The organism is Pectobacterium odoriferum, assembly GCF_009931295.1.
Lineage (GTDB): Bacteria > Pseudomonadota > Gammaproteobacteria > Enterobacterales > Enterobacteriaceae > Pectobacterium > Pectobacterium odoriferum.
This window is the reverse complement of record NZ_CP034938.1, coordinates 2651495-2672966: the sequence shown is the minus strand read 5'-3', so window position 1 is coordinate 2672966 and position 21472 is coordinate 2651495. Positions and strand designations below refer to the sequence as shown.

Genomic DNA, 21472 nt, shown 5'->3' with positions numbered 1-21472 from the left:
TTTCACTGCCACCGGTTGCAAACTGACGTATGCGCAGGTTGTTTATTGGATTGATCCGTTGCTGACGGCAATTGATCAAGCTAACAATCAGCTTTATGGAATACGTAGAACGGAATCCATTTATTCCTCGCAATAGTGGGGATCTTTTATCAAGAGGAAGTGAAATGAAAAAATACGCTATTGCGTTAATGTGCCTGTTTTCGGTTTCAGCATTTGCCGAGACCTATAAAGGCTATCCTGATATCCCAGGCAATGCAGTTGGTTTTGCTACAGAGGTCGTCAGTTATACTCCAGGGAAAAATGTAGACTCAAATCGTAAAGTGCCAGAGCGGGTTTTGGGGGAGCCTACTGTTTACAGTACCGGTAATGCGTCATTATCTCTTGGTTCAGCAGGCAGTATGGTTGTCGGTTTTGCTCCGTACGCTATTAAGAAAAGTGGCACAGCAGACGCTGATTTTTATATCTATGAAGTTGGGATTTACGAATCATGGGATGCTTATGTTTCTAATGATGGCAATTTATGGATCAAGGCTACTGCGGTATTTACTGAGATTAATCCTGAGCCGGACAGTATCGTCGCAACTCGTGGTTCAGTTATTGGCTATGATGTTGACGTTATTGATTCGACAGAAGATTCATTTGCCTACCTAAAAATCGTAGACACGAGCCTATCATCCTATACAGGGTCAGCCGGTTCAGATATTGATTCTATTGTTATTACGAGTGCTAAAGCACTCGGCACTGAAATATTTGTCGACACCGACTCACGGAACGGCAAGGTTTACAATCTGTATCAGAATGATGTCACTGGAGCAGTAGGCGTCAAAATCATTAATAAAGATAACGTTGTGTCGTATGTCCCTTTCTCTACCGATGACTCTTTGAAGGCTATGGCATTATCGCTACAAGGTGATTTCAATTGTGATGATGAAAAAGATATTAACGTCTTGGCAGCGCGTAAATCTGATAACACCCACTTAAACATCATCAAGCAGCAAAATGGCACAGCCATTAGGACTATCGATAACTCAGTTATCAAATAAGGCATTACAGCAGGCATTCACTGAGTGCCTGTGATAATGACTGACCTCAATGCAGCGCTTCATCAGCACCAGTGGTAAATGTAACACCGTTCCTCCTATAGCGAGCCTAGACGGGTTGTATTTTAACCAAATAACGCCATTAATCGGTAAGTCTCAATTCAGGGGAAACTACACTGGGCCGATTTGGCCACTTTTTACGGATGACCAATCCCCTGTGAGTCGGGAATGAGCCGGAAGTACATGTGCTCAGGGATCGGGCTGTCCCAGCCGCCGATGTACATCGCAAAGCCGATCATGCCAAAAAGAATGCTGAGCACCAGTACTGTCATCGTGATACCGGACAGTGCAGTTTGTCGCCATAGCGGTTTGGCTGTTTCGCTGCCTTTTGCCTGCGAGCCTGAGGGCTTCATCAACGAGAAATGGAGCGTTGATGCCACTGGGCAGGATTCGACGCAGGTCATGCAGGCGGTGCATTCCGCCGTTCTCACCTGAATGAGCTTATCCACTGGGATGTTAGACGGGCAGGCTTTCGCACACTTGCCGCAGTCGATACAACGGGTGGCGTTGCGACGAATCTTGAAGGGCGACAGCAGCGAAAATATCCCCAAAAGTGCACCGTAAGGGCAGAGGTAGCGACACCAAAAATGGTGGATAAACAGGCTGGTAAACGTAAAAAGAAAAACGCTGACCGACGTGATAGTGCCGATATTGCGGAAAAAACCGAGCATTTTGACGTCGGCGATCAGACCGTAAGGCGACATCAGGAACATATAAATGCCCTGTGCTGGCATCGATAAAGCGATATAGAGGAAAAAAACTAGTAATAGATATTTCAGGCTACGCAGCGGAATATCCAGCCACTTCGGAAGAATGAAATGACGTCCAAATATCTTTTTCCCCACAGCACCCACCCACTCGGAAATCGTGCCGATAGGGCACAGCCAGGAGCAGAACGATTTCTTCAGTAACAGGCTGATAAAAATAAATGCGACAAGTAATAGCATTGACGCAAGGTGGATAGGGGGAAAATCACCTGTTTCCCAAGTGAACTTCACGTTCATCAATCCGGCAATTGGCAGCCAGCCTTCAATACCACCGGGCCTCGACATATAAAGGCTTGTGCCGCCGGTTTCAAAGTAGCGTACCCAAAAGTAGAAGGTGATGCCGATATAAACGTTGATTGTCAGTAGCAGGATTTGCGTCGCTCTGCGCCAGGTCAGCGCGTTGCGCCAGTCATTCCAGGGAAGTTTACCGCCAGTGGTTCCGGGGCGGCGTTGCCACCGCTTTCTTGCTTTCTCGCTCATTGCTCTCAATTGCTCCCATTTATTTTTTCCACTCGGCGCTTTCAATACACCGAAGGGATCGTGGAACAACGTTATCACGCTCGGAATGGTTAAAAATTGATTTGTGTATTGCAAATGCATGTTTGTGATTTTTTAGCTGATTGATTTGAATAAGAAGCTCGGAAAGCGTGCGGGAGGGCGATCTTTATAAGTGAAAAACGTTAGATATATAAAAAAGAATGGATACGCAAAAGTACCCATTCTATTAATTACCAGACGGTATTATCTTTAAATATATCTTTTATTTTTCAACTTCGTATGTTGCCAGACGTTAGCGTATAGGAATATCTTGCTACATTTGCACAATTCTTATGATTTAGGTTATTTTTATTGAAAGTAAAAAATATAGATTTTATTAAATCATCTGTTTCTATTTTTTCTTTTAATTAGCACCTGAGGTTTTAATTCATAATTTTTACATTATGCCTGAGTGTGCTGTTTTGCCAGTAGTTCCTCTTTTCGCATCGTTCTGACAATTTTATAAATCCATTGCAATGAGACGTTATATTTTTTAGCCAGCGCGCTGTGATTGCGCCCGTCAAATTCTTCATAGATTTGAAGATCGCGTTGAGAAGCTCGCCAGGAAATTCCCATAGGGAAATAAACATTTTGCCCTCCCCATACGGTCATCATATGTTTGGCAACGGCATTGCCGACCAGCTCGGCGGTTTGTGGATCTAACTCCGTAACATTTTTGACCGTATCGGCAACGTGTTGAGAAAGTTCGACCAGAAGCTCAGGACCTTTACTGCGAAATTGTGGTTCAGTCATAAATCACCCTATTGTTATGTGTGTTGTTACTGACGTGAAAACTGGGTTGTTACCTTTGCAGGGATACCCTGCTGCCATGTGCCTATTTAAAACTATAGTTGTTTTTGTGTCAACACCTTTAGTTTTAATTTGAGTTGTTTTTGGTTGTAAAAAGAAATGACAACCCGCGAGGCTACACGCAAAAGAGGCCAGATGAGGGGCAAAAAAAATCCCGCCACAGGGCGGGAAAGGAACAACATAGACAGGATGAATAACACAACATCAACAAGGGTTGATGAAACAATAGCACGGGGATTGTATAAAATTGTTGCGCGTAGGTAAGGTTACTTGGGCGGGGGTAAACGTTTTTTAGCGCTGAAACGTTTGATTACTGGCAACACTTTTATTGGCAAAACAAGCCGGTGTCCGTATCGGTCCACCGGTCTTGATGAGAGAAAAAGAGAGAGCTATGGCGTGGAATACCGCTAATTTCGTGTTACAGCAGAACTGAATACCAGAACACGCGGCCAATGATCTCGACTTCGGACTCGTAGGCTTCTTCGTCAGTCTCGCGATTGAAGCTATGGATGACGAGAAGACCGCCAGGCTTGCGGTAAAGTTGTTTGATCCGTTTTAGTTTGTCGTTGCCGCCGCCTTCCTGAGCGATGGCGTAGAGCTTTCCATCAATGATGCGTTTGTTGTTGGTATCAACCGCGACGGTCGTTCCATCAGGAATGATGGGTTCCATACTGTCACCCGCAGCCGGGAAGCAAAGAACGCCTGAACCGTCCGTATTTGCCCCAACCTTACGCAGTGTAGCTTTAGAGAAACGGAGCTTAAAGCCGTTGTAATCCTCACTTTGAATGCGTCCGTCGCCGCAGGCAAACTCAATATCCTTTAAAAAGGGCACTTCCACCTCGTCCTCTGATAGTTCTGTCGTGCTGTCCCAAGCTGATACGGTGCCCCATTCTGATTTTGGCGGAATGCTGGGTTCCTGGAGCGAACGAGCTACTTCGCTGCTACGCATTGGGTCTTCGCCGTTTGCCAACCATTCAGGACGAACATGTAGTGCATTGGAAAGCTCAACAATCTTGGTTGTCTGCGACGCTTTCCCCACCTCGATCTTCTGTATGGCGGCCTGAGATACGCCAATCATGTCGCCAAGTGCTTTTTGACTAAGCCCTTGGGCAGTTCTGGCGGTCTTTAATCGTTCTGCAAGTGTCGTTTTCATCCGGTCAATATACAACCTAGGTTGTCATTTATCAAGCGGGTATTAATCTTGTTTAAAAAAAACCAACGCCATTCGTCATTAGTACGTGTGAAAATCGCGCATAAATACAACTTAAAATACGACTTAAGTTGTTATGTTGTAAGGCTAACCTTGTGTAGATGGATGAGATAGCGTCGACATCCCTAAACGCTATCGCTCAATTATCAAAAATCCTAATAAGTATCAGGCAGCCATAGTATCGTCTTATTCCACCCCTGATTTGCTTTAAACGTGAGCGTCACTTGATCTAAATCACAATCTGAACGTATGCATTTTGCTTTTATGGAAATCCCGCTGTGGGAAATATAACCAATAAATTCGTTTCATTAAGCATACGCATGACTGCGTGTCTCGGAGGATGTATGTCTGTAATTCGCACGTGTTTAAGTCTGTTTGGGGGTGATACGGTAATTGTCCGGTGTGCTAATACATTTGAAGTGCAAATGAGCAATGGTAAACAGGAAACCATGACCGAAGAGAATAGTGCTACGCAGGGTTTCATTTGCCGTCATGCAGAAGGCGAAGTGTATTTAACGGTGCCTTACACAGGGATTTGGGATGTCGTGATTCGAGCAAAAAACGGTGCACCTGAGCATTCAATAACCTATTTTCCCGCCTAATGATTATCTGGTTGGTTATATTCTGTTAATAACTTGATAATATGTTGTCGTTATCCGGTCGTGAGCACTTGAATATACCAACCATTCTCCTTTCTTTTCTGACCTTATCGCTCAACGTTGTGAGTGCGTCGGTATCTTTCTATTTCGCTTTTCATCTATTATCTTAATTCATGTTTCCACTTGTTATTATTCATGATTTGCAGGGAGGATAGAGTCTGGATCTTTTGCCATACTCATACACCACGCATTTTGATTTTTGGCAAGATAGGGGGCTGTGGTTTGCTAACGTTGGCTTGCTGTTCTTATCGTGCTCATTGCTGCAACATTTTGGATTTATCGCTAAATTTTTGTCTAATCTGAACATTAATACGGTGGGAGGGGGGAACCCATGAGTCGTGCCCCAATAAGCAAAGATGAAGACAAACGTCTTGCTGCTCTTCGTGAGTATGAAATTAAGCACGTATTATTTGACCCAGGTCTGAGTAACCTGATTAGTCTGGCCGCTAACATCTTCAGCGTGCCTATCGTTTTGGTGTCATTGGTAGAGGCAGAGCGCCAACTGTTTGCTGCCAACGTGGGCGTTCCTTTTTGCGAAACGCCTCGCGATATCTCTTTTTGTGCGCATACGATCCGAAAGAAAAAGATCATGGTAGTGCCCGATGCACTCAAGGATGCGCGTTTTAAAAATAACCCACTGGTTGTGGGCGTTCCCTACATTCGTTTTTATGCGGGTATTCCATTAATTACGCCGTCGGGGCATGCCATCGGCACCTTGTGCATTATCGATTTAAAACCCAGAACGATATTCACAAAACGCGATGAGCACAATTTGCAGGATCTGGCTTCATTAGTCATGGACAAGCTGGAAATGCGACGTCTGGAACTGGCGCGTAAAGCTAGTCAGGTACGTTTTGAAAATATTGCCAATACCTCGCCCGATACCATTTTGTGCGTTAATGAGAAGGGGATGATCACCTTCTGGAATACCGCTGCGGAACACATGCTTGAATATACTGACGAGGAAATTATTGGTCGCAGTATTAATACCATCGTGCCCGATGCCTTTGTCGTACAGCTCAATCACCTGGTCACCGATCGGGATTCGCTGATGAAAGGCGTGACGCTGGAACTGAACGTACAAGCTAAAGGCGGTAGCCTGGTTCCAGTCGAATTGTCGGTTTCGATGTGGGAAGACAACGACAATGTTAGCTATGGCGCGATATTGCGTGATATTACAGAGCGGCGACGCAATGAAGAGCGGTTGTTTTTGCTGGCGCATCTGGATCCACTAACCGGATTGGCAAACCGCACGTTGCTGACATCCCATCTGGAAACTGCACTAAAGAATGAACCTGCGGTTTGTATCATGATGGTCGATCTGGACGGGTTTAAGGATGTGAATGACAGTCTGGGGCATTCCAGCGGCGATAATATTTTGGTTCATGTCGCCAAAAAAATAAAAGCCACGGTTCGCTCCGGTGATGTTGTGGCGAGAATGGGGGGGGATGAGTTTGCGCTGTTGTTTCCTGGTCTGAATGACAAAAAGGTCGCAGGCAAAATCGCTGAGCAAATTATTCATGAAATTTCTCAGGCGATGATTATTGACGATCATCAAATCAATATTAGTGCCAGTATTGGTGCGGTGCTATACCCAGAATACGGGCTGACCGTGCAGGATCTGTTGACCAGTGCGGATTTAGCACTGTATCAGGCGAAGTCTGAAGGTCGAAACTGCTACCGCTTTTTTACGCGCGAGCTGCTTGAGGTCTTTCAGGCTAAGCATGCCTTCCAGTTAGAATTTGTGCGCGCTTACGAGCAGCATGAATTTGAGATGTTCTACCAGCCACAGGTCAAACTGGCGACAAATGAGATTGTTGGTGCAGAGGCGCTGCTGCGCTGGCGTCACCCGGAAAGAGGGCTGCTGAGCCCTGCCGCATTTCTTACCGCACTGGAAAACGGTCCGTGGGCAGAACGCGTCGGGGATTGGATCGTCGAAACGGCATGCAGGCAGGCGGCGGAATGGTGCCAGGCGAGCGACAGCTATTTTCGTATCAGCATTAATCTTTTCAGCGCACAGTTTCGTACCGGTATGTTGGCGCAAAAGATTATGGACATTCTTGCGCGTACAGGGCTACAGCCAAGCTCGTTGGAGCTGGAAATCACGGAAAATATCATCCTGCGTTACGATGAAAGTATGCTGCAACCGTTAAATATGTTGCGTGAAGCGGGAATCGGTATTGCCTTTGATGATTATGGGACGGGCTATGCGTCGCTCAGTATGCTTAAAAATTACCCAGTGACTCGGCTGAAAATCGATCAAACTTTTGTCAGAACGATGTGCGAGTCCCCGCCGGATGCGGCTATTGTCCGGGCGATCCTGTATCTCGGGAAAAGTTTCGGTCTGGGGGTGATCGCAGAGGGTGTGGAAACATTAGAGCAGAGCGAGCGTCTGCGGGGTAAAGGATGCGAGGAAGCGCAGGGATATCTGTTTGGGCATCCAATGCCTGCGGAGGAATTTACCCAGTTACTGAAACTGAATAAGCCAATAGACGTTTAAGCAAGATAGACGAGTAACGGTTGTACCATCCTGCCTTCCCAGAAAGCCAGCGATCGCTGGCTTTCATACTTTGCGCTCTCCGCGCGGTTAACAGACTAAAAAGTGGAATCCGGATCACATTTTTTCTATAGTGCTGGCTCGTAACCTTGTACCGGATGTCCCGTGCACGAAATATTTGAGATGCTCCTTGCGGTCTTTGACCGCGCCGCGCTGATGCTGATTTGTCTGTTTTTCCTGACCAGAACGCGCCAGTTCCGGCAATTACTGCAAAAAGAGCAGCATTCGCCAGGAGAGCGGGTGACGGTGACGGCCATCTTTTCGCTGTTTGCGCTGTTTGGTACGTATTCCGGTATTAATGTTGAAGGGTCGCTCGTCAACGTTCGCGTGATTGCCGTGATGTCCGGCGGTATTCTCTTCGGTCCTTGGGTAGGGATTGCGACTGGCATCATTGCGGGGGCACATCGTTATCTCATTGATATCGATGGCATCACCTCCGTACCTTGCCTGATTACCAGCATCATCGCCGGTATCACTTCTGGTTACATCAATAAGAAAGTCAAAAAAGAACAGCAGTGGAGCATCGGGATTCTGGGCGGCATGCTGTGTGAGTCGTTAACCATGCTGCTGGTTGTGGCATGGGCGACGCCAATCGAGTTAGGGCTGGATATTGTTTCAAAAATTGCGGTGCCGATGATTCTTGGCTCCGTTTGTATTGGCCTGATCGTCCTGCTGGTGCAAAGCGTGGCGAATGAAAAAGAGGTCATTGCCGCCAGACAGGCCAAACTCGCGCTGGATATCGCACATAAGACACTACCGTATTTCCGCAATATCAACAGCGATTCACTGACGGCTATCTGTAGAATCATTCGGACTGAAATTAATGCAGATGCGGTGGCAATAACGAACACGCAGCACATTCAGGCGTATGTGGGGATTGGGGAAGAAAAGTATAATATCGGCCACGACATTATCAGCCCAATGACGCAGCAGGCGATTCATGACGGGAAAATCATCATTAAAAATAATGATGAACAGCACCTGACGCCGGAAATCCATTCGATGATCGTCATCCCGCTGTGGGAACATGGGCAGGTAACCGGCACGCTGAAAATCTATTATCGCCATGCGCATAAAATTACTTATTCACTACGCGTGATGGCCGTCGGTTTATCGCAAATCATGTCAACGCAAATTGAAGTGTCCCGCACCGAGCAACTGCGTGATATGGCAAATAAAGCGGAGTTGAGAGCGCTGCAAAGTAAAATCAATCCGCACTTTCTTTTTAATGCGCTGAATGCGATCTCCTCGTCTATTCGTATTAATCCCGATACCGCGCGCCAACTGGTGATCAATCTGTCTCGCTATTTACGCTATAACCTCGAACTCAACGACGATGCGCTGATCGATATAAAGAAAGAGCTGTACCAAATTCAGGATTATATCGCGATTGAGCAGGCGCGGTTCGGAGCCAAACTAACGGTGATCTATGATATCGACGACGATTTAGCGTATAAAATCCCCAGCTTATTAATTCAGCCGCTGGTAGAAAATGCGATTGTGCATGGTATTCAGCCTTGCAGAGGCAAAGGAACCGTTGTGTTATCCGTGAAGGAGCAGGGCGATAAGTTGCTGGTCGCGGTAAAAGACACGGGTAATGGCATTAGTCAGGAAACGATAGATCGCGTCGCGCGTAACGAATTGCCAGGGAATCGAATTGGTCTGCTGAATGTCCATCACCGGGTCCGTTTGCTCTATGGCGATGGTTTGCATATTCGCCGTCTGGAACCTGGGACTGAGATTTATTTCTACATTCCACGAGAAGATAAACCCCCGTCGGCGTTGCCGGATGCCGTTCAGGTACCGCAGCCGGAATATTCTGCTGCTAAACAAACAGGAGGCAACCCATGAAAGCCATTATTGTTGAAGATGAGTTCCTCGCGCAGCAAGAGCTGAGTTACCTTATCAAACAGCACAGTGGTATTACGATTGCGGCGACATTCGATGACGGGCTGGATGTACTGAAATATCTGCAACATAACGACGTCGATGCGATCTTTTTGGATATCAATATTCCTTCGTTAGATGGCGTCTGGTTGGCGCAAAATATCAGCAAGTTCGCGCATAAGCCTTACATTATTTTTATTACGGCGTACAAAGAACATGCGGTTGAGGCGTTTGAAGTTGAGGCCTTCGATTACATTCTCAAGCCGTATCATGAATCGCGCATCATCACGATGTTGCGTAAATTGGAAACAACCTGGCAACAGCGGCAAATGGCACCGGCTGTTGAAACGGGCGCGCAGGCGGGTGCACCGAGAGGCGCACAGCAAACCATTAATTTGATGAAGGACGAACGGATTATCGTCACGGATATTAACAATATCTACTATGCGGCCGCGCAGGAAAAGGTCACGCTGGTTTATACTCGGCGTGAGGAATTCATCATGCCGATGAACATTACGGAGTTTTGCAGCCGCTTGCCAGAAGACTACTTCTTCCGCTGCCATCGTTCTTACTGCGTCAACCTGACGAAAATCCGTGAAATTGTGCCGTGGTTTAACAATACCTATATCCTGCGATTGAACGACCTGGATTTTGAAGTCCCAGTAAGCCGAAGCAAGATAAAGGCGTTCAGGTCATTGATGCGTCTTTAACGGCATTTCATTCCGCGTTTCAGGCATCTCATTCCCCATTCGATCAACCACTGTCAGCCCGCTTGTATACTGGCCTCAGCCCATAAGCTGACAGTGTTTTGATGGATTTTCTCTTCTCCACATCAGCTTATATTTTTTAGCGTGCCGAGTGAATCGGACCAATTTTTGATGTAGGGGAAAGCCCATGAATACCAAACCAGTTAACCGGGGATTGATTGTCCTCGGTACGATCATCACCCAAATGGGACTCGGCACGATTTACACCTGGAGTTTATTCAACCAGCCGCTGGTGGATAAATTTGGCTGGACGCTGAGTTCAGTGGCGACGACATTTTCCATTACCAGTTTCTGTCTGGCCTTTGCCACGCTGTTTGCCGGTAAATTTCAGGAACGTATTGGCCTGCGCCGCTTAACGATGATCGCCGGTATCGCGCTGGGTGCGGGGCTGATGGCGAGTGCAGCAAGCCCGTCACTGACGCTGATTTATCTGCTGATGGGCGTTGTTGTCGGTTTTGCGGACGGCACGGCTTACATCACGACCCTGTCCAATTTGATCAAATGGTTCCCTAACCGCAAAGGGCTGATAGCGGGTATTTCTGTTGGCGCATTTGGTACCGGAAGCCTGCTGTTCAAATACGTAAACAGCTTTTTGATTGCGGAAGTCGGTGTGTCAGAAGCCTTTTTCTACTGGGGCATTATCGTCATGGCAATGATTCTGGTCGGTAGCTCACTGCTGAAAGAACCTGCTGCGGCGCCGGTTCAACAGGCTTCAGTTCAGGGGCAGACGCGTGATTTCTCGCTGGCTGAAATGTTGGCGACCAAAGAATCGTATTTGCTATTTATTATCTTCTTCACTGCGTGCATGAGCGGCCTGTATTTGATCGGCATTGTGAAGGATATCGGTGTGCAAATGGCCGGAATGGATATGGCGACGGCGGCTAACGCCGTATCTGCGATTGCGATTTTTAATACTGTTGGACGTATTGTGCTTGGCGCACTTTCCGATAATGTCGGACGTATGCGGGTGATCAGCTTTACGCTGTTTGTGACGATTCTGGCAGTATCCGTGATGAAGTTCCTGCCGCTTAATCCGATTCTGTTCTTTGCCTGTGTCAGCGCCATTGCCTTCTGCTTTGGTGGCAATATCACCGTGTTCCCAGCGATTGTTGGCGACTTCTTCGGCTTGAAGAATCACAGCAAAAACTACGGCGTGATTTATCAGGGGTTCGGTATCGGTGCGCTGTCTGGCTCGTTTATCGCCGCACAGTTAGGGGGCTTCCAGGCCACCTTTATGGCCATCATCATTATGTCGGTCATCTCGCTACTGATTACCCTGTGGGTGAAACCACCGAAACATCAACCCGTTGAGGCCTCAATGCGTACGGATATGGCACACGCACAGAGCTAATCGAATACCGTGGCGGGCAGTTGAAAGACTGCCCGCCACCGCATTTTTCTGACATAAGGTGTTTCTGCCACACGATTTATCCTCTCTTACCTGCTGAAATATCGCGATACAGTTCATCACCTCTCCAGTCATCTACGTGTCACAGGCGAACCTTAGCGTCGTTATCAGCACGGTTTTATTCCTAAAACACGTTTTCCAAAATGAATTTTCCTAAAAAAACGCGACTTTCCTAAAAACAAATCGTACCGGAGAAAACATCATGATGATTCGGTTTGGGTTCACGTCTGTTTTTTTGATGCTGTTAAGTGTGGTCTTGTTCATTCCGCTGTCTGCCAAGGCGGCTGTTGAGCTGACGTTTTGGCATGGCATGGACAGCAACCTGAACACGGAATTGATACGGTTGGTCAATCGGTTTAACGAGTCTCAGACGAGGTATCACGTTGAGCCTATCTATAAGGGCAGCTATGAACAGACGCTGGCTACTGGCATTGCGGCTTTATTTGGAGCTTTCGACAGATGACAAAGCAAAATAGAGGCATAACTCAGGACGTGATTGCGGCGCAAAACGCGACGGTTCTGGCAGTAGCGCATCGCGGCGTTTGGGCATCGGCACCGGAAAACTCGCTGGCGGCGCTGCGCGAGGCGATTCGTCTGGATGTGGATATCGTGGAGATTGATGCGCAATTGACGGTAGATAGCCACGTTGTTGTGATTCATGATGACACGCTCGATCGCACGAGCGATATGAGCGGTTGCATTGGCAAGATGACGCTGGCGGAGATTCGTCGGGCACGTCTACGCGGGAGCGACGGTGGTTCAGCATGGCCATTGAGTAACGAAAATGTCCCGCTGCTGTATGACGTTCTTGAAGAGGCGCGAGGGCGTATTGTCATCAATGTGGATGTCAAACATGAGCACGAATTTGGTGCGATCGCCCGCAATATTCGCGATAACGGCCTGAGTGCAGGCGTGATCATGAAAAGCCCGGTTGATCTTGCCTCTGCCCGTTTTCCCCTTGTATCACCGTCGCCGGATACCCAAATACCCTATATGCCGATGATCCACCTCAAACGGGGGGATACCGTCGATATTTTGCGACAGATTGATGATATTGGCGTCGCGATTGTGGAAGCCAACTTTGATCATATTGATGCGGTGACCGAAGCGTATGCCGAGTTTCAACGTCTTGGGGTACGGATTTGGGTGAACACGCTAGATTGCTCGCATTCCCTCAACTATAGCGACACGCGAGCCTTAGCCGAACCTGACGCCGTATGGGGCGCATTAATTCGTGCTGGGGTGGGGGCGATCCAGGTGGATCACGCCGCCGAATTTATCGAATTTCGTTCAACGCTGTCGCGTTAACATATGGAGATTGACAGCCGGCAGGATGCCGCTTTCCTTTTGAAAAGTGTAAAGTTATGTGGATTTAGTAACTGAAAAGTTAAGAATGCTTGAAAATGCCACGGCAACCCATACGATGTATGGGTGCAAACTTTATCTTTCTGCAAGAGGAAATCAGACCTTTATGATGCGTATTGCGCTTTTCCTGATCACCAACCTGGCGGTGATGTTGGTTTTCGGGCTGGTACTCAGCCTGACGGGAATTCAGTCCAGCAGTGTCCAGGGCTTAATGATTATGGCTGGGCTGTTTGGCTTTGGCGGTGCGTTTGTTTCACTGCTGATGTCTAAATGGATGGCGTTACGGTCCGTTGGCGGTGAAGTCATTGAACAACCACGTAACGAAACTGAACGCTGGCTGATGGAAACGGTTCGTTCACAGTCACAGCAGGCTGGGATCGCGATGCCACAGGTGGCAATCTACCATGCACCGGACATCAATGCGTTCGCGACGGGAGCACGCCGTGATGCATCGCTAGTGGCGGTGAGTACCGGTTTGCTGCAAAACATGAGCCGTGACGAAGCAGAAGCGGTTATCGCGCATGAAATTAGCCACATCGCGAATGGCGACATGGTGACGATGACGTTGGTTCAGGGGATCGTCAACACCTTCGTTATCTTTATCTCTCGTCTGATCGCGCAGGTCGTTTCCGGCTTCCTGTCCGGCAACCGTGACGAAGGTGAAAGCAGTAATGGCAACCCGCTGGTTTACTTTGCTGTCGCGACCGTGTTGGAACTGGTGTTTGGTATTCTTGCCAGCATCATCACCATGTGGTTCTCACGCTACCGTGAATTCCATGCGGATGCCGGTTCGGCCAAGCTGGTGGGGCGTGAGAAAATGATCGCTGCACTGCAACGCTTGAAGACCAGCTATGAGCCGCAGGAAGAGAGCAGCATGATGGCTTTCTGCATTAACGGGAAATCGAAATCCTTCAGCGAACTGTTCATGTCACACCCGCCGTTGGATAAGCGTATTGAAGCGCTGCGCTCCGGCGAATACCTGAAGTAATTCAGGGTACTGTCTTCCCAACACTCTCTTCCCAAAGGCCCATTCGGGCCTTTGTTATTTCTGCGTTTATGGGTTCATCGATCCTGCGTTTTCTCCGCCCGAATGTTTTCATTCGATCTGAAACAGGTGGTGAAAATATGAAGAATGTTTTATAAAATAAAACCACGATCACGGAAAAATGAAACATTGTTTCTATAATGCCGATATAACAGGCGTCTCGCGTGAGATTGGTGGCCTGATTTTTGAACAACCGGTGTCGGGATGACCGATTTATCGGGCGATCGAAATGTCAGGTTATCGAAGAGTATGCGCGTGTGGCGTCAAATTCTTCATGATAAGTTCTAAGGATTTACGGATGGCCAAAGGTAACAAGATCCCCCTAACGTTTCATACCTATCAGGATTCAGCAACCGGCACCGAAGTTGTGCGCTTAACCCCGCCCGATGTTATCTGCCACCGCAACTATTTCTATCAGAAGTGTTTCTTCAATGACGGCAGCAAGCTGCTGTTTGGTGCTGCGTTTGATGGCCCGTGGAATTACTATCTGCTGGATTTAAAAGAGCAGAGCGCCACGCAGTTGACGGAAGGCAAAGGCGACAATACTTTCGGTGGCTTCCTGTCTCCGAATGACGATGCGCTGTATTACGTTAAAAATACCCGTAATCTGATGCGTGTCGATCTGGCTACGCTGGAAGAGAAAACGATTTATCAGGTGCCTGACGACTGGGTCGGCTACGGTACTTGGGTTGCCAACTCTGATTGCACCAAAATGGTCGGTATTGAGATCAAAAAAGAAGACTGGAAGCCACTGACCGATTGGAAAAAATTCCAGGAATTCTATTTCACTAATCCTTGCTGTCGTCTGATCCGCGTCGATTTGATAACGGGCGAGGCTGAGACTATCCTTCAGGAAAACCAGTGGTTGGGTCACCCAATTTACCGTCCAGGTGATGACAACACGGTTGCGTTCTGCCACGAAGGTCCGCATGACCTGGTTGATGCCCGTATGTGGTTCATCAACGAAGATGGCACCAACATGCGTAAAGTGAAAGAGCATGCGGAAGGCGAAAGCTGCACTCACGAATTCTGGGTTCCAGATGGTTCAGCGATGATTTACGTCTCTTACCTTAAAGACGATACCAACCGCTACATCCGCAGCATCGATCCCGTTACGCTGGAAGATCGTCAACTGCGCATCATGCCGCCGTGTTCTCACCTGATGAGTAACTATGATGGTACGCTGCTGGTGGGTGATGGTTCCGATGCACCAGTCGACGTGCAGGATGATGGCGGCTACAAAATTGAGAACGATCCGTTCCTGTATGTTTTCAACCTGAAAACCGGCAAGGAACATCGTATTGCGCAGCACAACACCTCTTGGGATGTGTTGGAAGGGGACCGTCAGGTTACTCACCCGCACCCGTCTTTCACGCCAGATAATAAACAAGTCCTGTTCACTTCTGACGTAGATGGAAAACCTGCGCTGTATCTGGCGAAGGTTCCTGATTCAGTCTGGCACTAATAATACTAATAAATCCGCGTCACATTTTATGGCGCGGATTATTTTAAAATATTTTCTTACATATTATTTTGTTAAGTCTCTGACGCGGTTATTTCTCAAACTTAACTTGATTATCGTTATTGCTCCATTGCCATAATCAAAGCGTTCCCTTTATACTAAAACCATTGTTCTATTTTTTTTAAAACAAAAAAACCTGAGTAGGGTAACCACAAAAATGGCTAGTGCAGATTTAGATAAACAACCCGATTCCGTGTCGTCCGTTTTAAAGGTTTTTGGTATTTTACAGGCATTAGGTGAAGAGAGAGAAATTGGTATTACCGAGCTTTCTCAGCGAGTCATGATGTCCAAGAGTACCGTTTACCGCTTCTTGCAGACGATGAAATCCCTGGGCTATGTTGCGCAGGAAGGTGAATCAGAGAAATATTCGCTAACGCTCAAGTTGTTTGAACTTGGGGCAAAAGCATTGCAGAACGTAGATTTAATCCGCAGTGCGGATATACAGATGCGTGAGTTGTCTGCACTAACGCGAGAAACAATCCACCTTGGCGCGTTGGATGAAGACGGCATCGTTTATATCCACAAGATTGATTCGATGTATAACCTGCGTATGTATTCACGTATTGGCCGCCGCAATCCGTTGCACAGTACCGCAATTGGTAAAGTGTTGTTGGCATGGCGCGATCGTAGTGAAGTGGAAGAGGTTCTGTCGACCGTCGAATTCACTCGCAGTACGCCACACACGCTGTGTTCTGCTGAAGCGCTTCTCAATCAATTGGATGTCGTGCGTCAGCAAGGCTACGGAGAAGACAACGAAGAGCAAGAAGAAGGGCTGCGTTGTATCGCCGTGCCAGTCTTTGATCGCTTTGGCGTAGTGATTGCGGGCCTCAGTATTTCTTTCCCAACGATTCGTTTTTCAGAAGAAAATAAACACGAATATGTCGCGACGCTGCACACCGCAGCCAGAAATATCTCTGAGCAAATGGGCTACCACGAATACCCTTTCTAATATTTCCTATCGATTCCTGAGCCTGTCCTTGTAGACAGGCTTTTTTATGGCGTGCTATCCCTGGCCGCCATCCTGCGGGCAGTCGCAAGCGACGTTGAAAAACGTTCCTCACGTTTTTTGTTTTTGCACCAATACGATAGCGATGCGTATCAACATGATGTGGGTAACGGATAGGGTTGGGTATCGAACTTGGCTATGCCACGGTGGTAAGATAGCCCACAGGTACCTGTCATAAGTGGTTATAACTGGAGTCGTTGTGAACATATTAGAAGTGGTTTTTGTCTTGCTGGTTGCGCTGCTGGCTGCACTGGTCTGGTTTTTTGTTAATCGGGCGAGTGTCAGGGCGAATGAGCAAGTGAAATTGCTGCAGGAGATCGTAGAGCAGCAACGCCAGCAGTTAGTGTTATTGAAAAAATTGCTGCCCCAGAATGCAGAGAAAAGCGAGCCTGAGGCGCTTGCCGCTGAGCGCGATGATGTGGAGTTAACGTTTAAAAGTGTCATTCCGGAACGTTAATGACTCAATCACTGTGTAACGCGTAAAACATCTATCCCTTTGCTTGCTTACGTCATCCTTCATGCTGATGGTGTGAGCAGGCATTGTTATAAAATGAAGAAGGCTTTACAGGAAGCACAAAAATAACATGGCAAATGCTCAAAATGACATACCAAATCATCAAAAAAATATAGCAACGGATCAACAGGAATTGGTTTTAAAGCGAGGGTTAAAGAACCGACATATTCAACTGATTGCGCTGGGTGGCGCGATTGGTACCGGATTGTTTTTAGGGATATCACAGACTATTCAAATGGCAGGGCCGTCCGTTTTATTGGGCTATGCGATTGCTGGAATGATTGCATTTCTGATTATGCGACAACTGGGTGAGATGGTGGTGGAAGAGCCGGTAGCGGGTTCGTTTAGCCATTTTGCCTATAAGTATTGGGGCGATTTTGCGGGTTTTCTGGCTGGCTGGAACTACTGGGCGATGTTTATTCTGGTAGGGATGGCTGAGTTGACGGCCGTGGGGATTTATATCCAATACTGGTGGCCTGAAACGCCAACCTGGCTGTCCGCTGCGATATTCTTTGTGCTGATCAACCTTATCAATCTGGTTAATGTGCGGATGTTTGGGGAAACAGAATTCTGGTTTGCCCTCATCAAAGTGCTTGCCATCGTTGGGATGATTGTCTTCGGCAGTTGGTTGCTGCTGAGTGGCAATGGCGGTGAAACGGCAACAGTGCGTAACTTATGGATCCACGGTGGATTCATGCCGAATGGCGCAAGCGGATTGATCATGGCGATGGCAGTGATCATGTTTTCATTCGGCGGTCTGGAATTGGTGGGTATTACCGCTGCCGAAGCGGCCGATCCGAAACGTTCTATTCCGCAGGCGACTAATCAGGTGGTCTATCGCATCCTGATTTTCTATATCGGCGCGCTGTCTATTTTGTTATCGCTTTATCCGTGGGGAAAGGTTGTCGATGGCGGGAGTCCGTTTGTCCTGATTTTCCAGGCGTTGAATAGCAATATAGTGGCAAACGTACTTAACATTGTGGTACTCACGGCGGCATTATCGGTCTACAACAGCGGCGTGTACTGCAATAGCCGGATGTTGTACGGTTTGGCAAAACAGGGAAATGCGCCAAAATCTCTTGCGAAGGTCAACGCGCGTGGTGTCCCCGTTCGTTCTATCGTGCTGTCCGCATTAGCGACATCGTTCGGTGTAGCGATCAACTACCTGATGCCAGGCAAAGCCTTTGAGCTGTTGATGGCGCTGGTGGTATCGACGCTGGTGATTAACTGGATCATGATCTGCTTTGCGCACCTGCGTTTTCGTCAGGCGATGATAGAGAAGGGGATTGTCCCTGCGTTTAAAGCCTTCTGGTATCCGTGGGGCAACTACCTGTGTCTGGCGTTTCTGGCGGGGATTCTGGTGATTATGCTGTTGTCGCCGGGGATTCGTATTTCGGTCATCTTAATTCCGTTCTGGATTGCCGTTATTTGGCTTGGCTTCCGATTCTCCCGCAAAAATAATACAGCGCTGAAGTCGGTGCAGACACCGTAAACACCCCGTGGCCTGTTCATCATGATGCAAAGATGAACAGGCTACCCATCCAGCTTTAACACGCAAGTTATAAGGTGTATTATTGCCCCGACGTTATCCATGTCACGCTAATGCGCTCCTTTAGTGTTCGCATCATGTGTATATATTTCACAGAGTAAAGAGAAATAGCATGGTTAACACTTTTGATTTTCAATTGATATGCGATTTTTTGCATGTGAGCTTTCGTGTGGCTCACCACTGTAAATAAGGGAATTATAATGCCAGTTATCACCCTTCCTGATGGAAGTCAGCGTCATTACGACCATGCCGTTTCTCCCCTCGATGTTGCACTTGATATTGGTCCCGGTTTGGCAAAAGCCTGTATTGCTGGACGTGTCAATGGCGAGCTGGTTGACGCTAGCGATAAGATCGATACTGATGCGCAGTTAGCCATCATCACCGCCAAAGATGAAGCCGGTCTGGAAATTATTCGCCACTCCTGTGCGCACCTGCTGGGTCACGCGATTAAGCAACTGTGGCCAGATACCAAAATGGCGATTGGTCCCGTTATCGATAACGGTTTTTACTATGATGTTGATATCGATCGTACTCTGACTCAGGAAGACATTGAGCTGCTCGAAAAGCGTATGCACGAGCTTGCTGACACCGACTATGACGTCATTAAGAAAAAAGTCAGTTGGCAGGAAGCGCGCGATGCGTTCGCTGCACGTGGTGAGACCTACAAAATTGCGATTCTGGATGAGAACATCAGTCGTGACGATCGTCCGGGTCTGTATCACCATGAAGAATACATCGATATGTGCCGTGGTCCGCACGTACCGAATATGCGTTTTTGCCACCATTTCAAATTGCAGAAAACGTCCGGCGCTTACTGGCGTGGCGACAGCAAAAACAAAATGCTGCAACGCATTTACGGCACCGCATGGGCAGATAAAAAACAACTGGCTTCTTACCTGCAACGTCTTGAAGAAGCGTCTAAGCGCGACCACCGCAAGATCGGCAAACAGCTTGACCTGTACCATATGCAGGAAGAAGCGCCAGGTATGGTTTTCTGGCACAACGACGGCTGGACGATCTTCCGCGAGTTGGAAGCGTTTGTACGCATGAAGCTGAAATCGTACCAGTATCAGGAAGTAAAAGGTCCATTCATGATGGATCGCGTGATGTGGGAAAAAACTGGTCACTGGGAAAACTACAAAGAAGCGATGTTCACGACGTCATCAGAAAACCGTGAATACTGTATCAAGCCGATGAACTGCCCAGGTCACGTACAGATTTTCAATCAGGGATTGAAGTCATACCGCGATCTGCCGCTGCGTATGGCTGAGTTCGGTAGCTGTCACCGCAATGAGCCGTCAGGCTCTCTGCATGGCTTAATGCGCGTGCGTGGCTTCACTCAAGACGATGCACACATCTTCTGTACGGAAGAGCAGGTTCGTGATGAAGTGAACAGCTGCATCAAGATGGTGTATGACATGTACAGCACCTTCGGTTTTGAAAAAATCGTGGTGAAACTGTCTACGCGTCCTGAAAAACGTATTGGCAGCGATGAGATGTGGGATCGCGCTGAAGCCGATTTGGCCGCCGCGTTGACTGAAAATAACATCGAATTCGCCTATCAGCCGGGTGAAGGGGCGTTCTACGGCCCAAAAATTGAATTTACCTTGCATGACTGTTTGGATCGTGCGTGGCAGTGTGGTACGGTGCAACTCGACTTTTCATTACCGGGTCGTCTGAACGCGTCTTACGTTGGCGAAAGCAACGAGCGTCAGGTTCCGGTTATGATTCACCGGGCTATTTTGGGATCAATGGAGCGTTTTATCGGTATTCTGACCGAAGAATTCGCCGGTTTCTTCCCGACCTGGTTAGCCCCGGTTCAAGCGGTGATTATAAATATCACCGATAGCCAGTCTGATTATGTCAACGAATTGACCCGAAAACTGCAAGAAGCGGGCATTCGTGTAAAAGCAGACTTGAGAAATGAGAAGATTGGCTTTAAAATTCGCGAACACACTTTACGACGTGTTCCCTATATGCTGGTTTGTGGCGACAAAGAGGTCGAGGCAGGAAAAGTTGCTGTCCGTACTCGTCGCGGTAAAGACCTGGGGAGCTTGGACGTCAGTGAAGTCATCAGTAAGCTGCAACAAGAGATTCGCAGCCGTAGTCTTCATCAATTGGAGGTATAAGTATTAAAGGCGGAAAACGAGTTCAACCGGCGCGTCCTAATCGCATCAACAGAGAGATTCGCGCACATGAGGTACGCCTGTCAGGCGTCGAAGGCGAACAGCTGGGCATCGTAAGTCTAAATGAAGCATTAGAAAAAGCCGAAGAAGCAGGTGTTGATTTAGTTGAAATCAGTCCGAACGCCGAGCCGCCGGTTTGCCGAATTATGGATTACGGCAAGTTCCTTTATGAGAAGAGTAAGGCCACAAAGGAACAGAAGAAAAAACAAAAAGTTATTCAGGTCAAGGAAATCAAATTCCGACCTGGTACCGATGATGGCGACTATCAGGTCAAACTACGCAACCTGATTCGCTTTCTTGAAGATGGTGACAAAGCCAAAATCACACTGCGTTTCCGTGGTCGTGAAATGGCGCACCAACAGATTGGTATCGAAGTGCTTAACCGCGTTCGTGACGATCTGAGTGAACTGGCAGTTGTCGAATCCTTCCCATCGAAGATCGAAGGCCGTCAGATGATCATGGTGCTAGCACCGAAGAAGAAACAGTAAGGCATTCAAGTAGCAAGACCGTACAACCTTTGTGTTGTACGGCTTTGTTCGCCTTATCTGATTCGTTTTATTAACAATGCGAAGTGGAAATAACA

The 21472-nt window shown here is 47.7% G+C and carries 18 protein-coding genes; 15 read left to right on the top strand and 3 right to left on the bottom strand.

The genetic code is table 11. The features are described from left to right. Window positions 1-164: 164 nt before the first annotated feature. On the top strand, window positions 165-1043 hold the full coding sequence (locus EO763_RS11880; RefSeq protein WP_161529062.1) for a cell envelope biogenesis protein OmpA: 879 nt from the start codon (window positions 165-167) through the stop codon (window positions 1041-1043). Between the two features lie 194 nt (window positions 1044-1237). Here EO763_RS11880 and EO763_RS11875 read toward each other — a convergent pair whose 3' ends face one another. The 3 genes from EO763_RS11875 to EO763_RS11865 all read right to left on the bottom strand — a co-directional run bounded on the left by EO763_RS11875 (window position 1238) and on the right by EO763_RS11865 (window position 4367). Then, a complete protein-coding gene (locus EO763_RS11875) occupies window positions 1238-2347 on the bottom strand; it encodes a 4Fe-4S binding protein (protein WP_161529061.1) in 1110 nt (369 codons plus the stop codon). Window positions 2348-2806: 459 nt separating this feature from the next. After that, window positions 2807-3157, bottom strand: a complete 351-nt coding sequence (locus tag EO763_RS11870) for a Mor transcription activator family protein (RefSeq protein ID WP_039489660.1) — start codon at window positions 3155-3157, stop codon at window positions 2807-2809. Between the two features lie 475 nt (window positions 3158-3632). Continuing rightward, the gene (locus EO763_RS11865) at window positions 3633-4367 is read right to left on the bottom strand and encodes an XRE family transcriptional regulator (RefSeq protein WP_039489657.1); all 735 of its coding nucleotides are present in this window, start codon (window positions 4365-4367) and stop codon (window positions 3633-3635) included. Window positions 4368-4849: 482 nt separating this feature from the next. On the opposite strand from EO763_RS11865, the gene EO763_RS11860 reads away from it, so the two are divergent. The 14 genes from EO763_RS11860 to infC all read left to right on the top strand — a co-directional run bounded on the left by EO763_RS11860 (window position 4850) and on the right by infC (window position 21377). Continuing rightward, the gene (locus tag EO763_RS11860) at window positions 4850-5026 is read left to right on the top strand and encodes a hypothetical protein (protein WP_244321982.1); all 177 of its coding nucleotides are present in this window, start codon (window positions 4850-4852) and stop codon (window positions 5024-5026) included. A 388-nt stretch (window positions 5027-5414) separates the two neighbouring features. Next, window positions 5415-7583, top strand: a complete 2169-nt coding sequence (locus EO763_RS11855) for a sensor domain-containing phosphodiesterase (RefSeq protein WP_161529059.1) — start codon at window positions 5415-5417, stop codon at window positions 7581-7583. A 162-nt stretch (window positions 7584-7745) separates the two neighbouring features. Next, window positions 7746-9491, top strand: a complete 1746-nt coding sequence (locus EO763_RS11850; protein ID WP_161529058.1) for a sensor histidine kinase — start codon at window positions 7746-7748, stop codon at window positions 9489-9491. Further along, a complete protein-coding gene (locus tag EO763_RS11845; protein ID WP_039489650.1) occupies window positions 9488-10237 on the top strand; it encodes a LytR/AlgR family response regulator transcription factor in 750 nt (249 codons plus the stop codon). Before EO763_RS11850 ends, EO763_RS11845 begins: the two co-directional genes overlap by 4 nt. A gap of 184 nt (window positions 10238-10421) precedes the next feature. Then, entirely contained in the window at window positions 10422-11645 is a 1224-nt protein-coding gene (locus EO763_RS11840; RefSeq protein ID WP_161529057.1) for an L-lactate MFS transporter, read from the top strand. A gap of 259 nt (window positions 11646-11904) precedes the next feature. Further along, complete coding sequence (locus tag EO763_RS11835) at window positions 11905-12165, top strand: hypothetical protein (RefSeq protein WP_244321981.1); 261 nt, start codon at window positions 11905-11907, stop codon at window positions 12163-12165. Then, entirely contained in the window at window positions 12162-13010 is an 849-nt protein-coding gene (locus EO763_RS11830) for a glycerophosphodiester phosphodiesterase family protein (protein ID WP_161529056.1), read from the top strand. The genes EO763_RS11835 and EO763_RS11830 overlap by 4 nt, the downstream gene beginning before the upstream one ends. A gap of 163 nt (window positions 13011-13173) precedes the next feature. After that, on the top strand, window positions 13174-14055 hold the full coding sequence (htpX, locus tag EO763_RS11825; protein WP_010297866.1) for a protease HtpX: 882 nt from the start codon (window positions 13174-13176) through the stop codon (window positions 14053-14055). Window positions 14056-14410: 355 nt separating this feature from the next. Next, window positions 14411-15577 (top strand): oligogalacturonate lyase, encoded by a 1167-nt coding sequence (gene ogl, locus EO763_RS11820; protein ID WP_039489644.1) that lies wholly within the window; start codon window positions 14411-14413, stop codon window positions 15575-15577. A gap of 214 nt (window positions 15578-15791) precedes the next feature. Further along, the gene (kdgR, locus tag EO763_RS11815) at window positions 15792-16583 is read left to right on the top strand and encodes a DNA-binding transcriptional regulator KdgR (RefSeq protein WP_161529055.1); all 792 of its coding nucleotides are present in this window, start codon (window positions 15792-15794) and stop codon (window positions 16581-16583) included. Window positions 16584-16839: 256 nt separating this feature from the next. Further along, window positions 16840-17097: a YebO family protein gene (locus EO763_RS11810; protein ID WP_161529054.1), complete on the top strand. Its 258-nt coding sequence runs from the start codon at window positions 16840-16842 to the stop codon at window positions 17095-17097. 127 nt (window positions 17098-17224) lie between these two features. After that, window positions 17225-18646, top strand: a complete 1422-nt coding sequence (locus EO763_RS11805; protein WP_161529053.1) for an amino acid permease — start codon at window positions 17225-17227, stop codon at window positions 18644-18646. Window positions 18647-18903: 257 nt separating this feature from the next. Then, window positions 18904-20832 carry a threonine--tRNA ligase gene (gene thrS, locus EO763_RS11800; RefSeq protein WP_044207761.1) on the top strand — a complete coding sequence of 643 codons (1929 nt, stop codon included), beginning with the start codon at window positions 18904-18906 and terminating at the stop codon, window positions 20830-20832. A gap of 2 nt (window positions 20833-20834) precedes the next feature. Beyond that, a complete protein-coding gene (gene infC / locus EO763_RS11795; protein WP_071822580.1) occupies window positions 20835-21377 on the top strand; it encodes a translation initiation factor IF-3 in 543 nt (180 codons plus the stop codon). The last annotated feature ends 95 nt before the right edge of the window (window positions 21378-21472 follow it).

Bases quoted from the DNA above. Each gene is read 5' to 3' on its own strand.
- ogl (WP_039489644.1), top strand. From the start codon at position 14,411: ATGGCCAAAGGTAACAAGATCCCCCTAACGTTTCATACCTATCAGGAT.
- EO763_RS11855 (WP_161529059.1), top strand. From the start codon at position 5,415: ATGAGTCGTGCCCCAATAAGCAAAGATGAAGACAAACGTCTTGCTGCT.
- kdgR (WP_161529055.1), top strand. From the start codon at position 15,792: ATGGCTAGTGCAGATTTAGATAAACAACCCGATTCCGTGTCGTCCGTT.
- EO763_RS11875 (WP_161529061.1), bottom strand. From the start codon at position 2,347: ATGAGCGAGAAAGCAAGAAAGCGGTGGCAACGCCGCCCCGGAACCACT.
- EO763_RS11835 (WP_244321981.1), top strand. From the start codon at position 11,905: ATGATGATTCGGTTTGGGTTCACGTCTGTTTTTTTGATGCTGTTAAGT.
- htpX (WP_010297866.1), top strand. From the start codon at position 13,174: ATGATGCGTATTGCGCTTTTCCTGATCACCAACCTGGCGGTGATGTTG.
- thrS (WP_044207761.1), top strand. From the start codon at position 18,904: ATGCCAGTTATCACCCTTCCTGATGGAAGTCAGCGTCATTACGACCAT.
- EO763_RS11865 (WP_039489657.1), bottom strand. From the start codon at position 4,367: ATGAAAACGACACTTGCAGAACGATTAAAGACCGCCAGAACTGCCCAA.
- EO763_RS11860 (WP_244321982.1), top strand. From the start codon at position 4,850: ATGAGCAATGGTAAACAGGAAACCATGACCGAAGAGAATAGTGCTACG.
- EO763_RS11805 (WP_161529053.1), top strand. From the start codon at position 17,225: ATGGCAAATGCTCAAAATGACATACCAAATCATCAAAAAAATATAGCA.
- EO763_RS11830 (WP_161529056.1), top strand. From the start codon at position 12,162: ATGACAAAGCAAAATAGAGGCATAACTCAGGACGTGATTGCGGCGCAA.
- EO763_RS11880 (WP_161529062.1), top strand. From the start codon at position 165: ATGAAAAAATACGCTATTGCGTTAATGTGCCTGTTTTCGGTTTCAGCA.
- EO763_RS11840 (WP_161529057.1), top strand. From the start codon at position 10,422: ATGAATACCAAACCAGTTAACCGGGGATTGATTGTCCTCGGTACGATC.
- EO763_RS11845 (WP_039489650.1), top strand. From the start codon at position 9,488: ATGAAAGCCATTATTGTTGAAGATGAGTTCCTCGCGCAGCAAGAGCTG.
- EO763_RS11870 (WP_039489660.1), bottom strand. From the start codon at position 3,157: ATGACTGAACCACAATTTCGCAGTAAAGGTCCTGAGCTTCTGGTCGAA.